Raw genomic sequence first — 14,901 nt, 5'->3', positions numbered from 1 at the left:
CTGATTTATAAAAACACAAACACAATATATAAACAGAGAGATTGGTCTTTTGAGGTTAATTATTAAGAAGAAGGAGATTTCTAAAAAATTGAGACTGTCTTTCAGACAGTCTTTTTATTTACACTTCAATAAACCCAGCAAGCACATTAATCGGAGGTAAAAAGTCTCATACTCTTCGGGCTCTTTTGGAAGAAGCTCGCTACCTACTTTTTTTATCAGTAAATAATCGATATATATCTATGTTCTTATCGATATCTATCGATGTACTTTATTAGACGTTTTACTTCCGGATGTTGTTACTTTGTAGAAGCAAAATTTACCAAACGAAACACAAAATTAAAATGCAGTAGGAGGCTTTTTAATTTCCGGTAAATATTTTATGACTATGCAACAAATACTATACTAAACTAAACTATAGTTATAAAAAACACAAATGATGAAATTTATTACAGAAGTGTCCATATAACCTTCGACCGATTTTCTCGAAACAACTGATTTATAAAAACACAAACACAATATATAAACAGAGAGATTGGTCTTTTGAGGTTATTTATTAAGAAGAAGGAGATTTCTAAAAAATCGAGACTGTCTTTCAGATAGTCTCTTTTTATTTAATATAATTTAGCCGCAATCACTTTTCCAAAAATATAAATTTTTCATTCTATATTAAAAATTTCAATAATGAAATCACATTAAAATTTTGTTTAAAGTCTGAGTCATTTTATTTTAAAGTTAAAGTTTTACTATAACACATTCTAAATAGATCTATAAGCAATTAAAAATATTTGGATTTAAAAATGTAATACTATAAATTTAACCTTACAATAAAAAACATACACGAAATGATTAATCTAAGCAGAATAGATTTAAGAAGTGACACCCTCACACTTCCTACAAGAGGGATGAAAGAAGCAATGACAAATGCAGCCTTAGGAGACGATGTATATGGTGAGGATCCTACGGTTAATGAACTGGAAAAAAAAGTAGCAGCAATGTTCGGAATGGAGGCAGCTCTTTTCTGCCCTACAGGTACAATGACGAATCAGTTGGGAATAAAAGTACATACACAACCCGGGGATGAAGTTATCTGTGATAAAACAGCACATATCTATTTGTATGAAGGCGGAGGAATTGCAGTAAATTCACTATGTTCCGTAAGACCATTGGAAGGTAAATATGGTATGATCACTGCAGAATCTGTAAAAACTTCCATTAATAACCCGGAAGATATTCACCAACCTATAACAAGTCTTGTAGCTTTGGAAAATACCACAAACAAAGGTGGTGGTGCTTTTTACGATTTTAAAGAAATTATAAAAATTAAAGAAGTTTGCACACAAAATAACATTGCACTCCATCTGGACGGAGCCAGACTTTTCAATGCCCTGGCAGAAACAGAAGAAACACCTTTAGATTATGGAAAAACTTTTGATACAATTTCTATATGTCTTTCCAAAGGATTGGGTTGTCCGGTAGGTTCTTTACTTATTGGCAAAAAAGATAAAATCACCAAAGCCAGACGCCTGAGAAAATTGATGGGTGGAGGCTGGAGACAGGCCGGAGGATTGGCTGCTGCAGGAATTTATGCACTGGATAATCATGTAGACCTGCTAAAGGACGATCATAAAAGAGCAAAAGAGCTGGAAAAAATCCTCAATGAGCTACCCGAAATTGAATATATTAATCCAGTCGCTACTAATATTGTAATGGCTAAGCTTCCAAACACTATTGACTCTGCAACATTTGTAAATAAACTTAGAGAAAATAACATTTATTGTTCTTCTTTTGGTAAAGACCTTGTGCGGTTTGTTACTCACCTGGATTTTTCGGATGAACAATTAAACTTGTTTGCAGAAAGAATAAGCAATATAAAGTTTTAATAAATACATTCACATTACAGGCCTTAAGGCCTGTTTTTTTTATTCCACAACAACATTTTTCTGATTATAACTATGATACATTAAAAAACAGATGCCCCGAAGGCCATCTGTTCCTGCAAATTAAATTTGCTGACTAATGAATAATATTTCTGAAGTGTGTTTTTGTATATTATTCTAAAAACTAATGTCATTTCTGACTTTGTTTTTCATCTTTTGTGATTTTAGGATTGTATTACCATTCTATAGTACGATTATCATCTGCTCCGGTATCCCATTCTTCTTTTACAGATCCTGAGGAATCAGGAGGGATTACTTTTGCAGATCCGGCAGCTATGCCGTACTCCAACTCTACTGACTCTACAATCAATACAGGTTCTTTGTAGCTTTCTTTGCAAAAGCCACATTCAGTTTTTTTACTTTTTTTCATCATTTGTGTTTTTGTTTTATATGTAATTCAGGCTCATCATTTTGCGTAAACAAAAGTCAAAATATCTATTCAATTAATCCTTATATTATACTATCCTTTGGATCATACTTTATCATTTATTTTCTATTTGCACCTATCCCCTGCCTATTACCTTTAATTATATATTACTGATAAACAATAATTAACAGACAGTTTCAGGACATTTCTCATCCCAACTGATCAAAGAAAAAATAAAGATCGGCTTCACTGGGAATATTAAGCCTCTTTCGAATTTTATTTTTCCTTTTCTGTACAGAGGTATGTAATACCCCGGTAATATTTGCAATTTCTTTTGAAGAGAAATTGAGTTTTAGCATAGCGCAAAACATAAGTTCTGAACGTTTCAAATCTGGATTAATCTTTTGCAGGCCAGGTACAAAATCCGGATATAAAGCAGTGAACTTGGTAAAAAATACGGTATCATTCTTTTTTGCCAATGCTATTACCTCATCAAAACTTTTATCATGAATTTTTGTTTTCAGTATCTTGGTTTCATTCTCTAAAATTTTTCTTTTAGATTCCGATATACTAACCCTCTTATATACAAATAAACCCAGTCCCAAGGCAGAAGCCAAAAGCATACCTGTATATATTAAAATATTATCTCTTCTATCTGCTTTCAATTCAGCAATATCGGCGGTTAATAAATATATCACATTATTATACCTGACATCATTTTTATATGATGATGGCATATCAGAATTATTATATGATTCAGTTTTTAAAGCCGAATTACAAGAAAAGGGTATATGTACCAACCATAGTATGATCAGGTGCGTTTCAATATTTATCTTCATATGATCAGAATAAAGACTATAAGATCTAAATACTTACATACTTAAAAGGAAGGTGTCAGAAGACAGATTTAGTACACAGAAAAAAGCATAGACCAGCAGGTGCATATTATTTACACATTTACAAAATACAGTTATCACACATGCCCATTCTCTTTAATCATTTAGTCATTATGAATAAGCTGTTTAATTTCAGTTTTCCGCCTGTTGTGAATAAAAATTATTCAGCAATCATATCTATTTCTGTATGGAAAACTCCCTGTAACACCCTGCCTGTTTAAAGTAATATTGAAGCAGGACTAATAATGGTTTGTATTTGTAACGTACTCGTTACCGGGTATGATTCCTTGTTTATTCGTTTACTTTTCATCATCATTATATGTTTGTTTATTATTTGTTGTTCAAAATAAGGATAGAATTTTATCTAAGCAAAAATCATGATATCTGCCGGAATAACATCTATATCAATATCCCCTTTATATATTACTTTTTCCTGTAATGTACGAAAACAATATATCCTTTACCTATTACTTTTTATACAACTAACTGAATAGCAATTTCAAAAATGACACAAATCTGTCATTTTATTATTTAAAACAATTTCTTATTTACGCAAAATAATAAATAACATCTTCTGTATACCAACTATTGCGTTTACATTAACATAGGCTACAATTATAGTCTGTCAATTCTGTTTAGCTCTTAAACAGTTGGTTCACACAAATTATTACTTATTCAAATGCTAAAAAGAAACGTTTTATTAATTATCATATTCTGCTCACTTTTATCCCAGCTATTTTCTTCTCAGGAAAAACAGAAAAATGAAGATCAGCAAAAGATCAACTTACTACTGAATGAAACTACAGATAGTGATTATCTGCTGGCGATTGAAAAAGTTGGTGAAATATTGCAATCAGCATATATCAATGCAGAATTTACAACAGATGTGTATCTTTTATTCGGAGATATAGATAATACCAGTAAAAATCTGGATATAATACTGAGGAGTATAAAAGCGGCAAATCTTAATGTTCGCAATCAGCAGATGTACTACACAATATTACAACAGCTAAAAACGAAACTAGACGATCAGAGTAAACTGATCAACAAACAAGACAGCATACAAGGTAAGATACAAGACCAAATTACTTCTCTGGGGAAAGATAAAACTATTATTGCTTTTGCTAAAGATACGTTGCGACAAAAACAATTTACAAAAGAACTGCTTGCACTAGGAGAACACTATAAAAAGACATCTGGACTGCTCAGTGAAAATGCTAAACTATTGAATGAAAAAAAGAGAAAAATTCTTGATAATAAGACCGCCATTTTCAATGCATTGCAAACAGTGGAAGAAAGGCTTCATAAATCGGAGTTCAATCTTTTAAGAAAAGAGTATCCACTGCTTTGGAAAACAGAAACGTCTGTTGTAAAAAATGATCTACCTGCTAATTTCACAGAAAAAATAAAAGTTGAAAAAGAGGTCACACTTTATTATCTTAATCATATTACCGGAAGACTGATTGCCGTCAGTCTTATAATTTTATTTTTGTTGCTATATATAAATGCAAACCTAAGGTATCTGAGAAAGACTGGATATATCAGTAATCTAGAAAAGCTTAGTTTTAATTTTCTTAATCAGGGAGCTCTTGTACCAGTACTCGTTCTAGGCATTCATATCATTATTCTCAAAAATCTATCAGCTCCGGCAGTATTTACTACACTATTGCATTTTGTTCTTTTAGTAAGTGTCTGTTTTCTTTTTCGCAAAAACTGGCAAAAAGCAAGCATGGGTAACTGGCTTTTCCTTATCGCATTTTTTTCGGCTTTCAGCTTCATCAATCTTTTTGTACCGGTAAGTTTCTTAGAGCGTTGCATTTTCATATTGATTAATGCAGGTGCTGTTTACTATATTATAAAACAACTCAAAAATGCGGATAATAACCTTTTCAAGCTCAGCTTTTTTAGATGGGCAGGTTTCTTTTTCATATGCTTCGGTATGTTGTCCATTATATTCAATCTTTTTGGAAGAGTTTCTTTATCACATACACTAAGCCTTAGTGCGACAGTGGCCCTTACATATGTGATCGCTCTAAGTGTTTTACTGAAGATAATTATAGAGATAATTTTACTCCAGATATACAGAATCCGTGTACAAAGAGGAATTACTGCAATCTTTGATCACAAAAGTCTTTCGGATAACCTCAAAACACCTTTTATCATCATAACTGGTTATATGTGGTTTCTTGTTACAGCTTCCAGCCTAAATATCTGGAGCGGAATCCAAAGTGCTATTACCAATTTGCTAAGCCATCCTGTCAGCATCGGAAACTTCACCTTTACTATGGGAAGTGTAATCCTGTTTTTTGCTTTAATATGGATGGCACATTTACTGCAAAAATATGTGGCATATTTCTTTGGTGAGATTGAGGAAGAAGATGAAGAGAACATTAATAAAAGTCAGCATTCAAGACTATTAATTATAAGACTAATATTGCTGATCGGTGGTTACATGCTGGCCATATTAGCATCCGGTATACCTCTGAACAAATTAAGTATTATTCTTGGTGCTCTGGGCGTTGGCGTCGGGCTAGGTCTACAGGGGATTGTCAGTAACTTTGTATCCGGTATTATCCTGATATTTGATAAGGCAATACAGATTGGAGATATCATTGAACTCAATTCGCAAAAGGGACGGGTAAAATCCATGGATCTTCGTACTACCAAAATAAATGCGCCCAACGGATCAGAAATTATAATTCCTAACGGAAGTCTGCTTTCCCAGAATATTACAAACTGGACTTATACCGACAATCTAAAACAGATTGAAATAAGCTTTAGCCTGAAAGGCAATGCTACACCAGAAGATATTAATCAGATCATCCACAAAGCTATAGCCAATGTTCCACTGGCAGAACATTCAAGGTCCTGTCAAATATATTACAATACCCTGTCTAAAGATAATTTCGGTATACTTATAAAATTCTGGTGTAGTATTTATCGCACAGAAGAAGTAATTAGTGATACCAAACAAAACCTTTTTACATATTTTGAAACAAATAACATTGAAGTAGTGATTTAATAATAAATCATTACATAAAAAAACGGGTAGTAAAATTTTTACTACCCGCTAAAACACTGTTAACAAACAAAATGATGTTGTTCTGTACATCCGGTTGCACCGGAAAATGGCTAACAGATTTTACAAACAAATGATGATATTTTTTTTAATTAAGGATTTTTTACACAACGGATAGGAACTCTGTCATCCGCAGACCAGTTTGCTTCATCCGAAGGCTGTCCTCTTCTGGTAACAAAAGTTTTGTTTCCGCCGCTGGAATCTCCATTCACAATAGAAGGTACCATTGCTCTTACGTTAGCATCTGCTCCTGTAAGGTAAGGCATAGCATCGCTAGCCATATATTGTGCATTATTAGCTGTCCATACGGCATTGTCACCATTTTGATACCCCGCAGCAGCCTGCGCTGTTGTAAAGTTCCCGAAATAACGTCCTGCAGCATAGAATCTTAACCGTACAGCCGTACCACCCATTTCATTAGTCCCGTCAAAATACACATAAGGAAAATTGTTGGCGGTAATGTTCCCGTTTGGTTGGGCTATTCCTCCAGCGAAGATTGTCGCAGGCAAACCATCATTTGCTCCGCTTGTATCTCCACCATTATGTACTTTGAATACTCCAAGGTTAGCAAAATCGCTAACTGTAGGCATTCTCCATTTACCTCCGGCAACCAGCTTACAAGGATCCTGAATCGGAAGCGTTATCTGATTTATAGGTGCTGTATTAGCATCTGTCCATCCATTTATAATTTTTTTAGGTACCAATGGTGTTTCCATAGATCCAAAATTCCAATAGTCAGTATCTCTGTAATTAGAACCTGTTTCCTGTGGATAATATCTGTTGTAATATATTTTATTCACCCAATCATAAGCCAGATTTCCTCTTGCCCAGATTAATCCTCCAATCGAGATACCTGTTGCCTGGAAACTCAGGTTTACTTTATAGCTTACTCCTTTCTGAAAAGTTCCTGCTGGCACATTAATAGCAGGTACATCTGTTCTCGCCGGAGAACCATTTGTAGAAACCGACGTAATATTAATCGTATGAGCATTTCCTGCCGAAGATACCAATACAGAAGAGCTGGTAACCGCCTGAGCATTGATTACAGGAAAAGTAAAAGACTTGTTGTAAGAAGTCGCAGTTCCCGAAGTTGTTGTTCCATTTGCTGCAAGATTTACAGCCCCTGTTCCTGCAATGTTGGCTGCAATTGCAGTAATTCGTCCCATTTCAGCTGTTGCATCTACACTTAGGCTTACCCTGCTGTTCACATGTTTAAAGGTAATGTTGATATAGTTCTGCTGGCCATAGATAATATTAACCGGACCACTATTATAATAAAGATAATCTGAAGTGTTGTCTACCGCTATAGTATTGGCTACATCGCTAAAAGTAGTCGCTGCTGCATTAAATGTTGGTGCTGTGGTTGTATTATAGGAAATTGCAACAAATGTGTAATTCTTTCCGGCATTCAGTGTCATCTGATTAGCTGTAGTACTTTGATTACTGCTATCATATACTTTTTCCTGAGCTGTTATACGATTACCATTCTCATCAAATACCATAACCAGATACTTTACATTGGCTGCAATAGGATTAGTACTTGGTGTTTGTGGCGTCGTTGTCCATGCCGTAGGATTAATAGAAGCCTGAGCATTAGTTTTTACTGAGGAAGTTTCCGGAGTAATAGTTGCCACTATATTGTAATCTTTATTATAAGGCACTTCCATTACATAAGCTGTTGGAATTCCTTCAGTTTTAACAGCAGAAGCCTGTTTTATAGGAGCATCCATAGCCTCAGTAATGCCGAGTAAGTTTATTTTCACTGTAGTCTGACCTTCTCCTTCAACGTTATCTGTTGTACTGCGACAAGACAAAACACTAAAAGATATTATAAACAACAGTATAACTGTTATATGCGTAAATATTTTTGATTTCATAAATTTTGTTTTTAAAAACGTTTGTGTATTACCAATAGATTGGCTGATCTGGTGTAACATCTGCATTATCCCATGTTTCGTTAACAGGGGTATTTGTACTGGCTGGAAGAGCAGTCCCCGAACTGGCAGCTATCCCGTTTTCCATTTTCACATAAAGTACTTTGATTTCGGGAGAGATATAGTCTTTCCCTTTTTCCAGGGTTTCTGCGGACAAATTATTGTCATTTTTTTTCTTTGTTTGCATTTTCTATTTAGTTTGTAAGAATTTGTGTTGTCTGGAAAAACAATTATCATATCTCCACCCTATCCTGTTAAGCTATAACATCTGCAACTGATGATAATGTATTGAGCAAAATTCAATAAAAAACATGTCCAAAACAATGAACCAGTGGTAACCCCAGCTCCAATAAAAACACTCAATAATTTGATATACAAATATTTAAGTAAAAAACATAGATAGCTATCAGGTATCATATAGCGTATGTATTACGTATCAAACAGATACAATAAAGTGGATACTTATAGATGTCGAGCATTATAAATCAGAAACTTTCAATCCATATATAAAGATCTGTATCAGAAGGAATATTGAAGGATTTTCTCAGGCGATTTTTCCTTCCCTGAACTGTACGAACCGCCAAATGATTATACTCGGCAATATCTTTCGTTGTGAATCCTAATTTCAATAATGCACAAAGCTTAAACTCTTCATTGGTCATATTAGGATTTACTTCTAAGAGATTATCATAAAAGAAAGGAAAAAACTGTCTGAACACAGGAATAAACGTAACGCCGTTATCCATAGCCAGTTTTACAACATCTTCTATGTTTACCTGAAAAACACCATTCAGCTTCTTTTTTAATTCTGATATAATCTTTTCACTCTTCAAAGTCTGTTGGTATAACCGGACAAGCTTATAATGCTTGTTGAAAATAAAATATCCGGTTAAAGCCAGTAAAACAAAAACCTGTATAAAAGTGGTAATACGGACATTTTTAGTAAAATAAGCATTTCCCTGGCAGCTACTTTTAAAAAACTGAAAATTGTATATGTGACTAATTAAAAAAAAAATAAAAATGCTGCTGTAAATAATAACTATCGGAATAATATCTTTTTTTTTATTCAACACCAACAAACTGCCTGTTAGTATTGGAAAATAATAGAATACCAAACCGTTATCAAATCCGTCTCTAGATGAATAATAAAAAACCAGAAGGGTAATAAATAAACAGGTTGAAAATATAACACATGAATTAAATCTTAACCTTTTAAATAAAAAAGAAAAAATTAAAAGACAGCCTATTGTAAACAAAATATAAAAATTAGTTACAAGATCAAATGTCAGATCTCTTATAGAATCTGTAATAAAAAAAAGGGCAATGAAAAATGTGAACTGATTAATCGTCTTGTTTTGTATAACTTCCAGTTTGTCCATTTCATCTGTAATGTGTCTGTTTGAAATGTAGCTCCAATACTTTTTTAACATAATCAATTATTTTAATATATATATTAATGTTAAAATATCGACATACAAACTGGTACATCAATATTTTATTATTTTCAATTATGTATCGTTAAATAAAAAAGGAAAAGGAAATAAATCTGTATTTCTAACATGCAAGAGTAAGCACATTTATAAGATTACCTAAAATAAAAGATACCTTACAGATACTTTTCAGGTATACTTTACAGATACCCAATAATAGTTTAAATACTTATATTAAAGTATTTATAATTATTAAAAAAATCGGGCAGTGAATTTTTCACTGCCCGAAAAAGCTGTTAATACACAGAAAAATGATGAAACTCTGTGCTAAAGAACGTATAACAGCTTTTTAAAAATATAGACTGATGAAACTGCTCCAGCTCTGTATACAAAGACATATTATATTTCTGCTATTCCAAGCACATTTATATTCACCATGGTCTGTACTTTTTTTTCACTATTATCTCTAATATCTTGGCATAACAAAATAATAAAAGATAAAATATTGTTATTATATCTACATATATAGTACTTATACGTATAAATCGGAGTTAAAAGTATCTATAACCAATAAACTGGATTGTATGGTGTAACATCGGACATTATTTCACGTTTCATTGATTGGTGTATTGTTTATTGCCGGGAATGCAAAGCCTGAATTTGCTGCCAGACCGTTTTCCATCTCAACCCACATAACCTCTATGGCTGGAGGAATATATTTCCACCGACGGTCTTCTGGTTTTATAATATTCCCCTCTATAGAGGAATTTGAATCAATATCCAGAATTATTTTTGATTCTTTAATTGTAGGCGGAACATATTCCCGTTTACAATTTTTATCTTTTTTGTTTTTATTATATACCTTCATGATTTGATCATTGAAAAGTTCCATACAATAGTAAACAGATTTAAGAAAAACTACTATTAAAAGGCTACTATACAAATACATCAGGTATTACAACACGTGTACAACAGCTAATACTACATTCCTACAGCATAAGGCAAAACCTGTTAAAAATTATCCACCCAGGTATACAAATCAGTTTCTGAAGAAATATTAAATGACTTCCGGAGCCTGTTCTTTTTTGTCTGAACAGTGCGAACAGTAAAATGACAATATTCAGCAATATCTTTAGTTCTGAATCCTAGTTTCAGTAATGCACAAAATTTAAATTCATCATTTGTTAAGTGAGGATTTTCAGCTACAAGATTATTATAAAAATAGGGAAAAGCTTCCCTGAACAAAGGAATAAATGTAACATCATTATCCATAGCCGATTTTACAACATCACCTATATCAATTTTCACATCCTCATTTAGTTTTTTATTAAGTTCCGATATTATAAACTCACTTCTTAGTATCTGTTGATATAATCCGGTGAGCTGATTATGTTTAAGTACAATAAAATAGCCGGCTACCGACAGGAGAACAAATGCCTGAATAAAAGTGATAATTCTAACATTATCTTCAAGGGCTTCATGAACCAGTAATGTACTGTCAAAGAAGTAAAAATCATGGATATGACCAATATAAAAGAGAATAAAAATAATTATATAGAAAACAATAATCAATCTGACACCTATTTTTCCGTTCAATACTAATAATACAATCATGAGCAATGAAAAATAATAAAAGGTAATCCCATTATCAAATCCGTCTTTGGATGCATAATAAAAAACAAGAATCCCGATTAGTAAGAAAATAGCGAATATATTATATGGATTGAGGCGGGCTTTTCCAAAAAAGAAAGAGGATAGCAGCAAGCACCCCATTACTAATAAAATATAAGAACTTGTGACAAGCCCGAATATCCGGTCTCTTATAGCATCTATAACAAAAAAAATCCCTTTAATAAATATAATCTGGTTAATTATTCTGGCCTGTATAATCTCCAACTTATTCATATCTCTGGTTATATCTCTATCTGCGATATAACCCCAATATTCCTTTAGCATAGCATTCTTTTAATTCATTCGCAATCCATTTAGTATGTACCTGTCCACAAGTAAACAGTAATTTTTATTATACCGGAGATTTTTATTTGACAATGTTTTTATTCCGGTATTATATCAAGGGGGGCTGAAAACGAATACATATTGTAAAAACAATTTTACACACATGTATATAATTTCAATAATTTCAATTATATAATAAAATAAATAATCAAAAACATTATTTAAATTTATTTTATAAAGTGTAAAAATATAAAAAAAATCAATAACTACTAAATAAAATATTACAAATCAATTGATTATAAAATAAAAAAGGAGATTTCCAATAGAAATCTCCCACCAAAAAAACATATTATGAAAACAAAAAATGATAAAATTGAAAGTGTATATATTTTTGTCGTTCCTTTTTAAAAGCTTTATTTCAAATATTATTTTTTCATACAACGAACACTCATCCCAATACTACGAAAAGTAGAACTTACAAAGGCTCCATTTGTTGCTATTACCATATGATGAGAATTTGTATTATTATTTGAATCATATGTTGAAGACCAGTATCCGCCATTAATACCTCTATTGCGAATGGTTGTTGTACTATTATTAGAATTATAGGATCGATCTCCTGCTGTAGGCAGCATTAAAAAATCTCCAATTTTCAATCCTGAACCGTAATTGGCATGCTGTATCCCAGTATTAAATGGATCATTCCCCCAGGTACCTACCGTTTGTTTAGAGTTACTAATTATAATATTTCCCCATTCATCTCTGGTAGGAAGTCTGTAATCAGAATTGTTAGCAGTACATGGATCTTGAAATATAATACTGGTAAAATCAGAAAAGGACCAACCACTTCCTGCTTGATGATAGAAAGTGCTAGCACTTTGATCCTGTAATTGTGTTATAACCGGAAATTGACCCCATTGATACTTTGCCCCATGAATCTCTTTTGCAGGCTCAAAAGGTTTTCCATTTTCTGTAGCTCCTAAATTATAACACATAAATTCTCTGAAAGTACCATTAAGTATTGCTCCACATCTCACTTCTTTAAGTTTTATTTTATAAGTGGTCAGAAATCCCGGCTTTATCCTAAAGCCGTTGGTTACGGTAATAGGTTTGCTTACTCCGCCCACAGTAACATTAGCTGTAAAACTTATTATTTTATTCGTTTCAGGACTGCTCTCTGCATTTATAAAAACAGGATTTGAAATCCATTCTGTAGAAGGGCTTTGTGGCCCAAAAGTAGTTGTTACATTTTCAGGCATAGAACGGTTTTTTATAAAAGGTTCGGAGAACTTAAATTCTGCTTTTCTATTGTGACCTGTCAATATAGCAGAAGAAACAGCAGTAATATTGTTTGAACCCGCAGGAAGTGCACTGGAATTTATTTTAGTCGTTACTTGTGCAATTTTATGTCTTAAGATAACGGAAGGTAAAGTATTATCCCCCTCTACAGGTGTAAAAGATTGCACAAAGTATAAAAACCCGTTCTGACTATTGCCCATACTATCATAATTGTGTATTGCAAGATTAAAAGATGTCATTTCGCTGGCAGTAATATTAGGAAGATAATTTGTCCCATACGAATACACAACCATTTTATAAGCAACATTTTTAGGCAATCTCAATCCCCCATTAGTATTTGGCGTTCCTACTGTAAAATCCTTATAACCGGCATAACCTCCATCGGAATCTCTATATGCAATCAATCTGAATTTATGATTTAAGTCCAAAGGGGGGCCAACAATAACTGCTACCGGACTAATCCCTGCAGATGTATTTATTGGTATTGAATTCTCTACAGACACTTCCGCAGCCAATAATGTACTTGGACTTGTTAAAGTATAAAAAGTTTCTGTAGAAGGCTGGTTTTTCAGCAGCTTATTTGTAGAAGCTTGCGGGTTATTGCCATCGGAATCCGAAAATTCCGATCCCAGTAAATTAACAACAACAGATGCATCACCAATATTATTCTGGAGATCAGTAATATTTTCTGAACTTTCTGAATTTTGGCTACGACATGAACTTATTGATAAAATTAAAAATAGTAAAATAGCTCCGTAATAATCTTTTGATTTCATTTTCATAGTGTTAAAATGTTGCATCTGCTTCCTGATTATCTTCTCCTTCCCATTCTGTATTAACATCTCCTTTATTAATAGATATATAAGTCGAACTATTAGCAAATCCCTGCTCAAGCTCTATCCATATTACATCCACACTGGGCGGAACATATTCTTTTTTTGTAAAGGTGATTCCCTTAACTTCTTTTTTAGTTTCTTTTTTCATTGTGCATTTTATTTAGCTTTACTTTGATATAAGGTCAGAACATATTGATATAAGCTACTTAACCATAACTCTACTATATTAAAACAGGCATTCCTTAAGTCTGTAAAAAGGAAGCGTTTTCAATAAGTGACAAAGCTATTTTTTTATAACAGCCCTTTCAAAAAAACAGCATTCTGTTTCCTTACTTACCACCTTCTGATTTATTACTACATAGCGTAAGGAAAAGAAATAAACAATCTGTATAAATACTACACCGGAGATGGGGAAAAACATAAAGATTACAACTCACAAAAAAATAAGCTCATTTTGTTTCATTCACTTACGTTTACTTGCTAATCTTTAAAAAAGTATTCAGAAAAATTCTGGAGTATAGAAGTACGTAAAGGACCGAAAGAAATATTCGGTCCTATTTTTTAAACTGAGTAAAACTAAAGCACAGTTTATTCTACATTGCAATATGTTTTGAAACCAAGGCTTGAAGTCTAAGATTTGCCAAGCCACTGTGAAGAAATAAAAATGATATGAGTAACTTTTAACTTAAGCTAAAAATTAGAAAAACTAAAATAATTCTACCATTTAGACATTAAGAAAATTAAGTTTTCAACAATCATTCCTAGGCCTTAGTGGTTTCGCGACCTTAAAAGCAGTATAACGGGTAAAAAGTCTTTGCGATAAGCAATTTGTTCTTTTACCTTAATGCAAAAGAACCAAAACATCAAGGTCCGGAAACTCCAGCTAAATTGTTTTTTTATTTTCTAAAAAGTGATCATTTTTAACGAAAATATTGCTACAATTCTTAACGCCTTCATTCCCCTGCTCGAGTAATAAAGTCTTCACACAATAACATCCTTGTTTTGTATATCCAAGCTTCTTAGAATTAAAACGCCTTAGGTTTTGCAGGCGAGTGTCAAAAGCTTGAAAATTTCGTTAAAAATGATCATTGTTTGAGCGTAGCGAGTTCTGAGCATTTTAGAGATTGAAAGCTATTTTGACCGCCGATGTAAGTACCCCATATTTCA

At 32.8% G+C, this 14,901-nt stretch carries 11 protein-coding genes; 2 read left to right on the top strand and 9 right to left on the bottom strand.

Going from position 1 to position 14,901, the window contains the following annotated elements; genetic code table 11:
• Window positions 1-842 precede the first annotated feature (842 nt).
• Window positions 843-1,880, top strand: coding sequence for a threonine aldolase family protein (locus BAZ10_RS04810; protein WP_078771099.1), 1,038 nt, complete (start codon window positions 843-845; stop codon window positions 1,878-1,880).
• Window positions 1,881-2,112: 232 nt separating this feature from the next.
• Here the strand turns inward: BAZ10_RS04810 and BAZ10_RS04805 are convergent, their stop codons facing one another.
• Window positions 2,113-2,307 carry a hypothetical protein gene (locus tag BAZ10_RS04805; RefSeq protein ID WP_078771098.1) on the bottom strand — a complete coding sequence of 65 codons (195 nt, stop codon included), beginning with the start codon at window positions 2,305-2,307 and terminating at the stop codon, window positions 2,113-2,115.
• A gap of 206 nt (window positions 2,308-2,513) precedes the next feature.
• Window positions 2,514-3,041 carry a helix-turn-helix transcriptional regulator gene (locus BAZ10_RS04800; protein ID WP_245803754.1) on the bottom strand — a complete coding sequence of 176 codons (528 nt, stop codon included), beginning with the start codon at window positions 3,039-3,041 and terminating at the stop codon, window positions 2,514-2,516.
• A gap of 838 nt (window positions 3,042-3,879) precedes the next feature.
• Here BAZ10_RS04800 and BAZ10_RS04795 point away from each other — a divergent pair.
• Window positions 3,880-6,222, top strand: coding sequence for a mechanosensitive ion channel family protein (locus tag BAZ10_RS04795; protein ID WP_078771097.1), 2,343 nt, complete (start codon window positions 3,880-3,882; stop codon window positions 6,220-6,222).
• A 149-nt stretch (window positions 6,223-6,371) separates the two neighbouring features.
• Here BAZ10_RS04795 and BAZ10_RS04790 read toward each other — a convergent pair whose 3' ends face one another.
• The 7 genes from BAZ10_RS04790 to BAZ10_RS04760 form a co-directional block, all read right to left on the bottom strand.
• On the bottom strand, window positions 6,372-8,156 hold the full coding sequence (locus BAZ10_RS04790; RefSeq protein WP_078771096.1) for a hypothetical protein: 1,785 nt from the start codon (window positions 8,154-8,156) through the stop codon (window positions 6,372-6,374).
• Between the two features lie 28 nt (window positions 8,157-8,184).
• Entirely contained in the window at window positions 8,185-8,400 is a 216-nt protein-coding gene (locus tag BAZ10_RS04785) for a hypothetical protein (RefSeq protein ID WP_078771095.1), read from the bottom strand.
• 298 nt (window positions 8,401-8,698) lie between these two features.
• Window positions 8,699-9,046 (bottom strand): helix-turn-helix transcriptional regulator, encoded by a 348-nt coding sequence (locus tag BAZ10_RS19220; protein ID WP_245803753.1) that lies wholly within the window; start codon window positions 9,044-9,046, stop codon window positions 8,699-8,701.
• A gap of 1,204 nt (window positions 9,047-10,250) precedes the next feature.
• On the bottom strand, window positions 10,251-10,511 hold the full coding sequence (locus BAZ10_RS04775) for a hypothetical protein (RefSeq protein ID WP_131828243.1): 261 nt from the start codon (window positions 10,509-10,511) through the stop codon (window positions 10,251-10,253).
• A 143-nt stretch (window positions 10,512-10,654) separates the two neighbouring features.
• Window positions 10,655-11,599, bottom strand: coding sequence for a helix-turn-helix transcriptional regulator (locus BAZ10_RS04770; RefSeq protein ID WP_078771092.1), 945 nt, complete (start codon window positions 11,597-11,599; stop codon window positions 10,655-10,657).
• Window positions 11,600-12,024: 425 nt separating this feature from the next.
• The gene (locus BAZ10_RS04765; RefSeq protein ID WP_078771287.1) at window positions 12,025-13,674 is read right to left on the bottom strand and encodes a fibrobacter succinogenes major paralogous domain-containing protein; all 1,650 of its coding nucleotides are present in this window, start codon (window positions 13,672-13,674) and stop codon (window positions 12,025-12,027) included.
• 10 nt (window positions 13,675-13,684) lie between these two features.
• On the bottom strand, window positions 13,685-13,882 hold the full coding sequence (locus tag BAZ10_RS04760) for a hypothetical protein (protein ID WP_078771091.1): 198 nt from the start codon (window positions 13,880-13,882) through the stop codon (window positions 13,685-13,687).
• Between the last annotated feature and the right edge of the window lie 1,019 nt (window positions 13,883-14,901).

This window comes from Elizabethkingia occulta, from assembly GCF_002023715.1.
Taxonomy (GTDB): Bacteria; Bacteroidota; Bacteroidia; order Flavobacteriales; family Weeksellaceae; genus Elizabethkingia; species Elizabethkingia occulta.
Note: the sequence above shows the minus strand (reverse complement) of the source record. Positions and strands in the feature narration are given on the sequence as shown.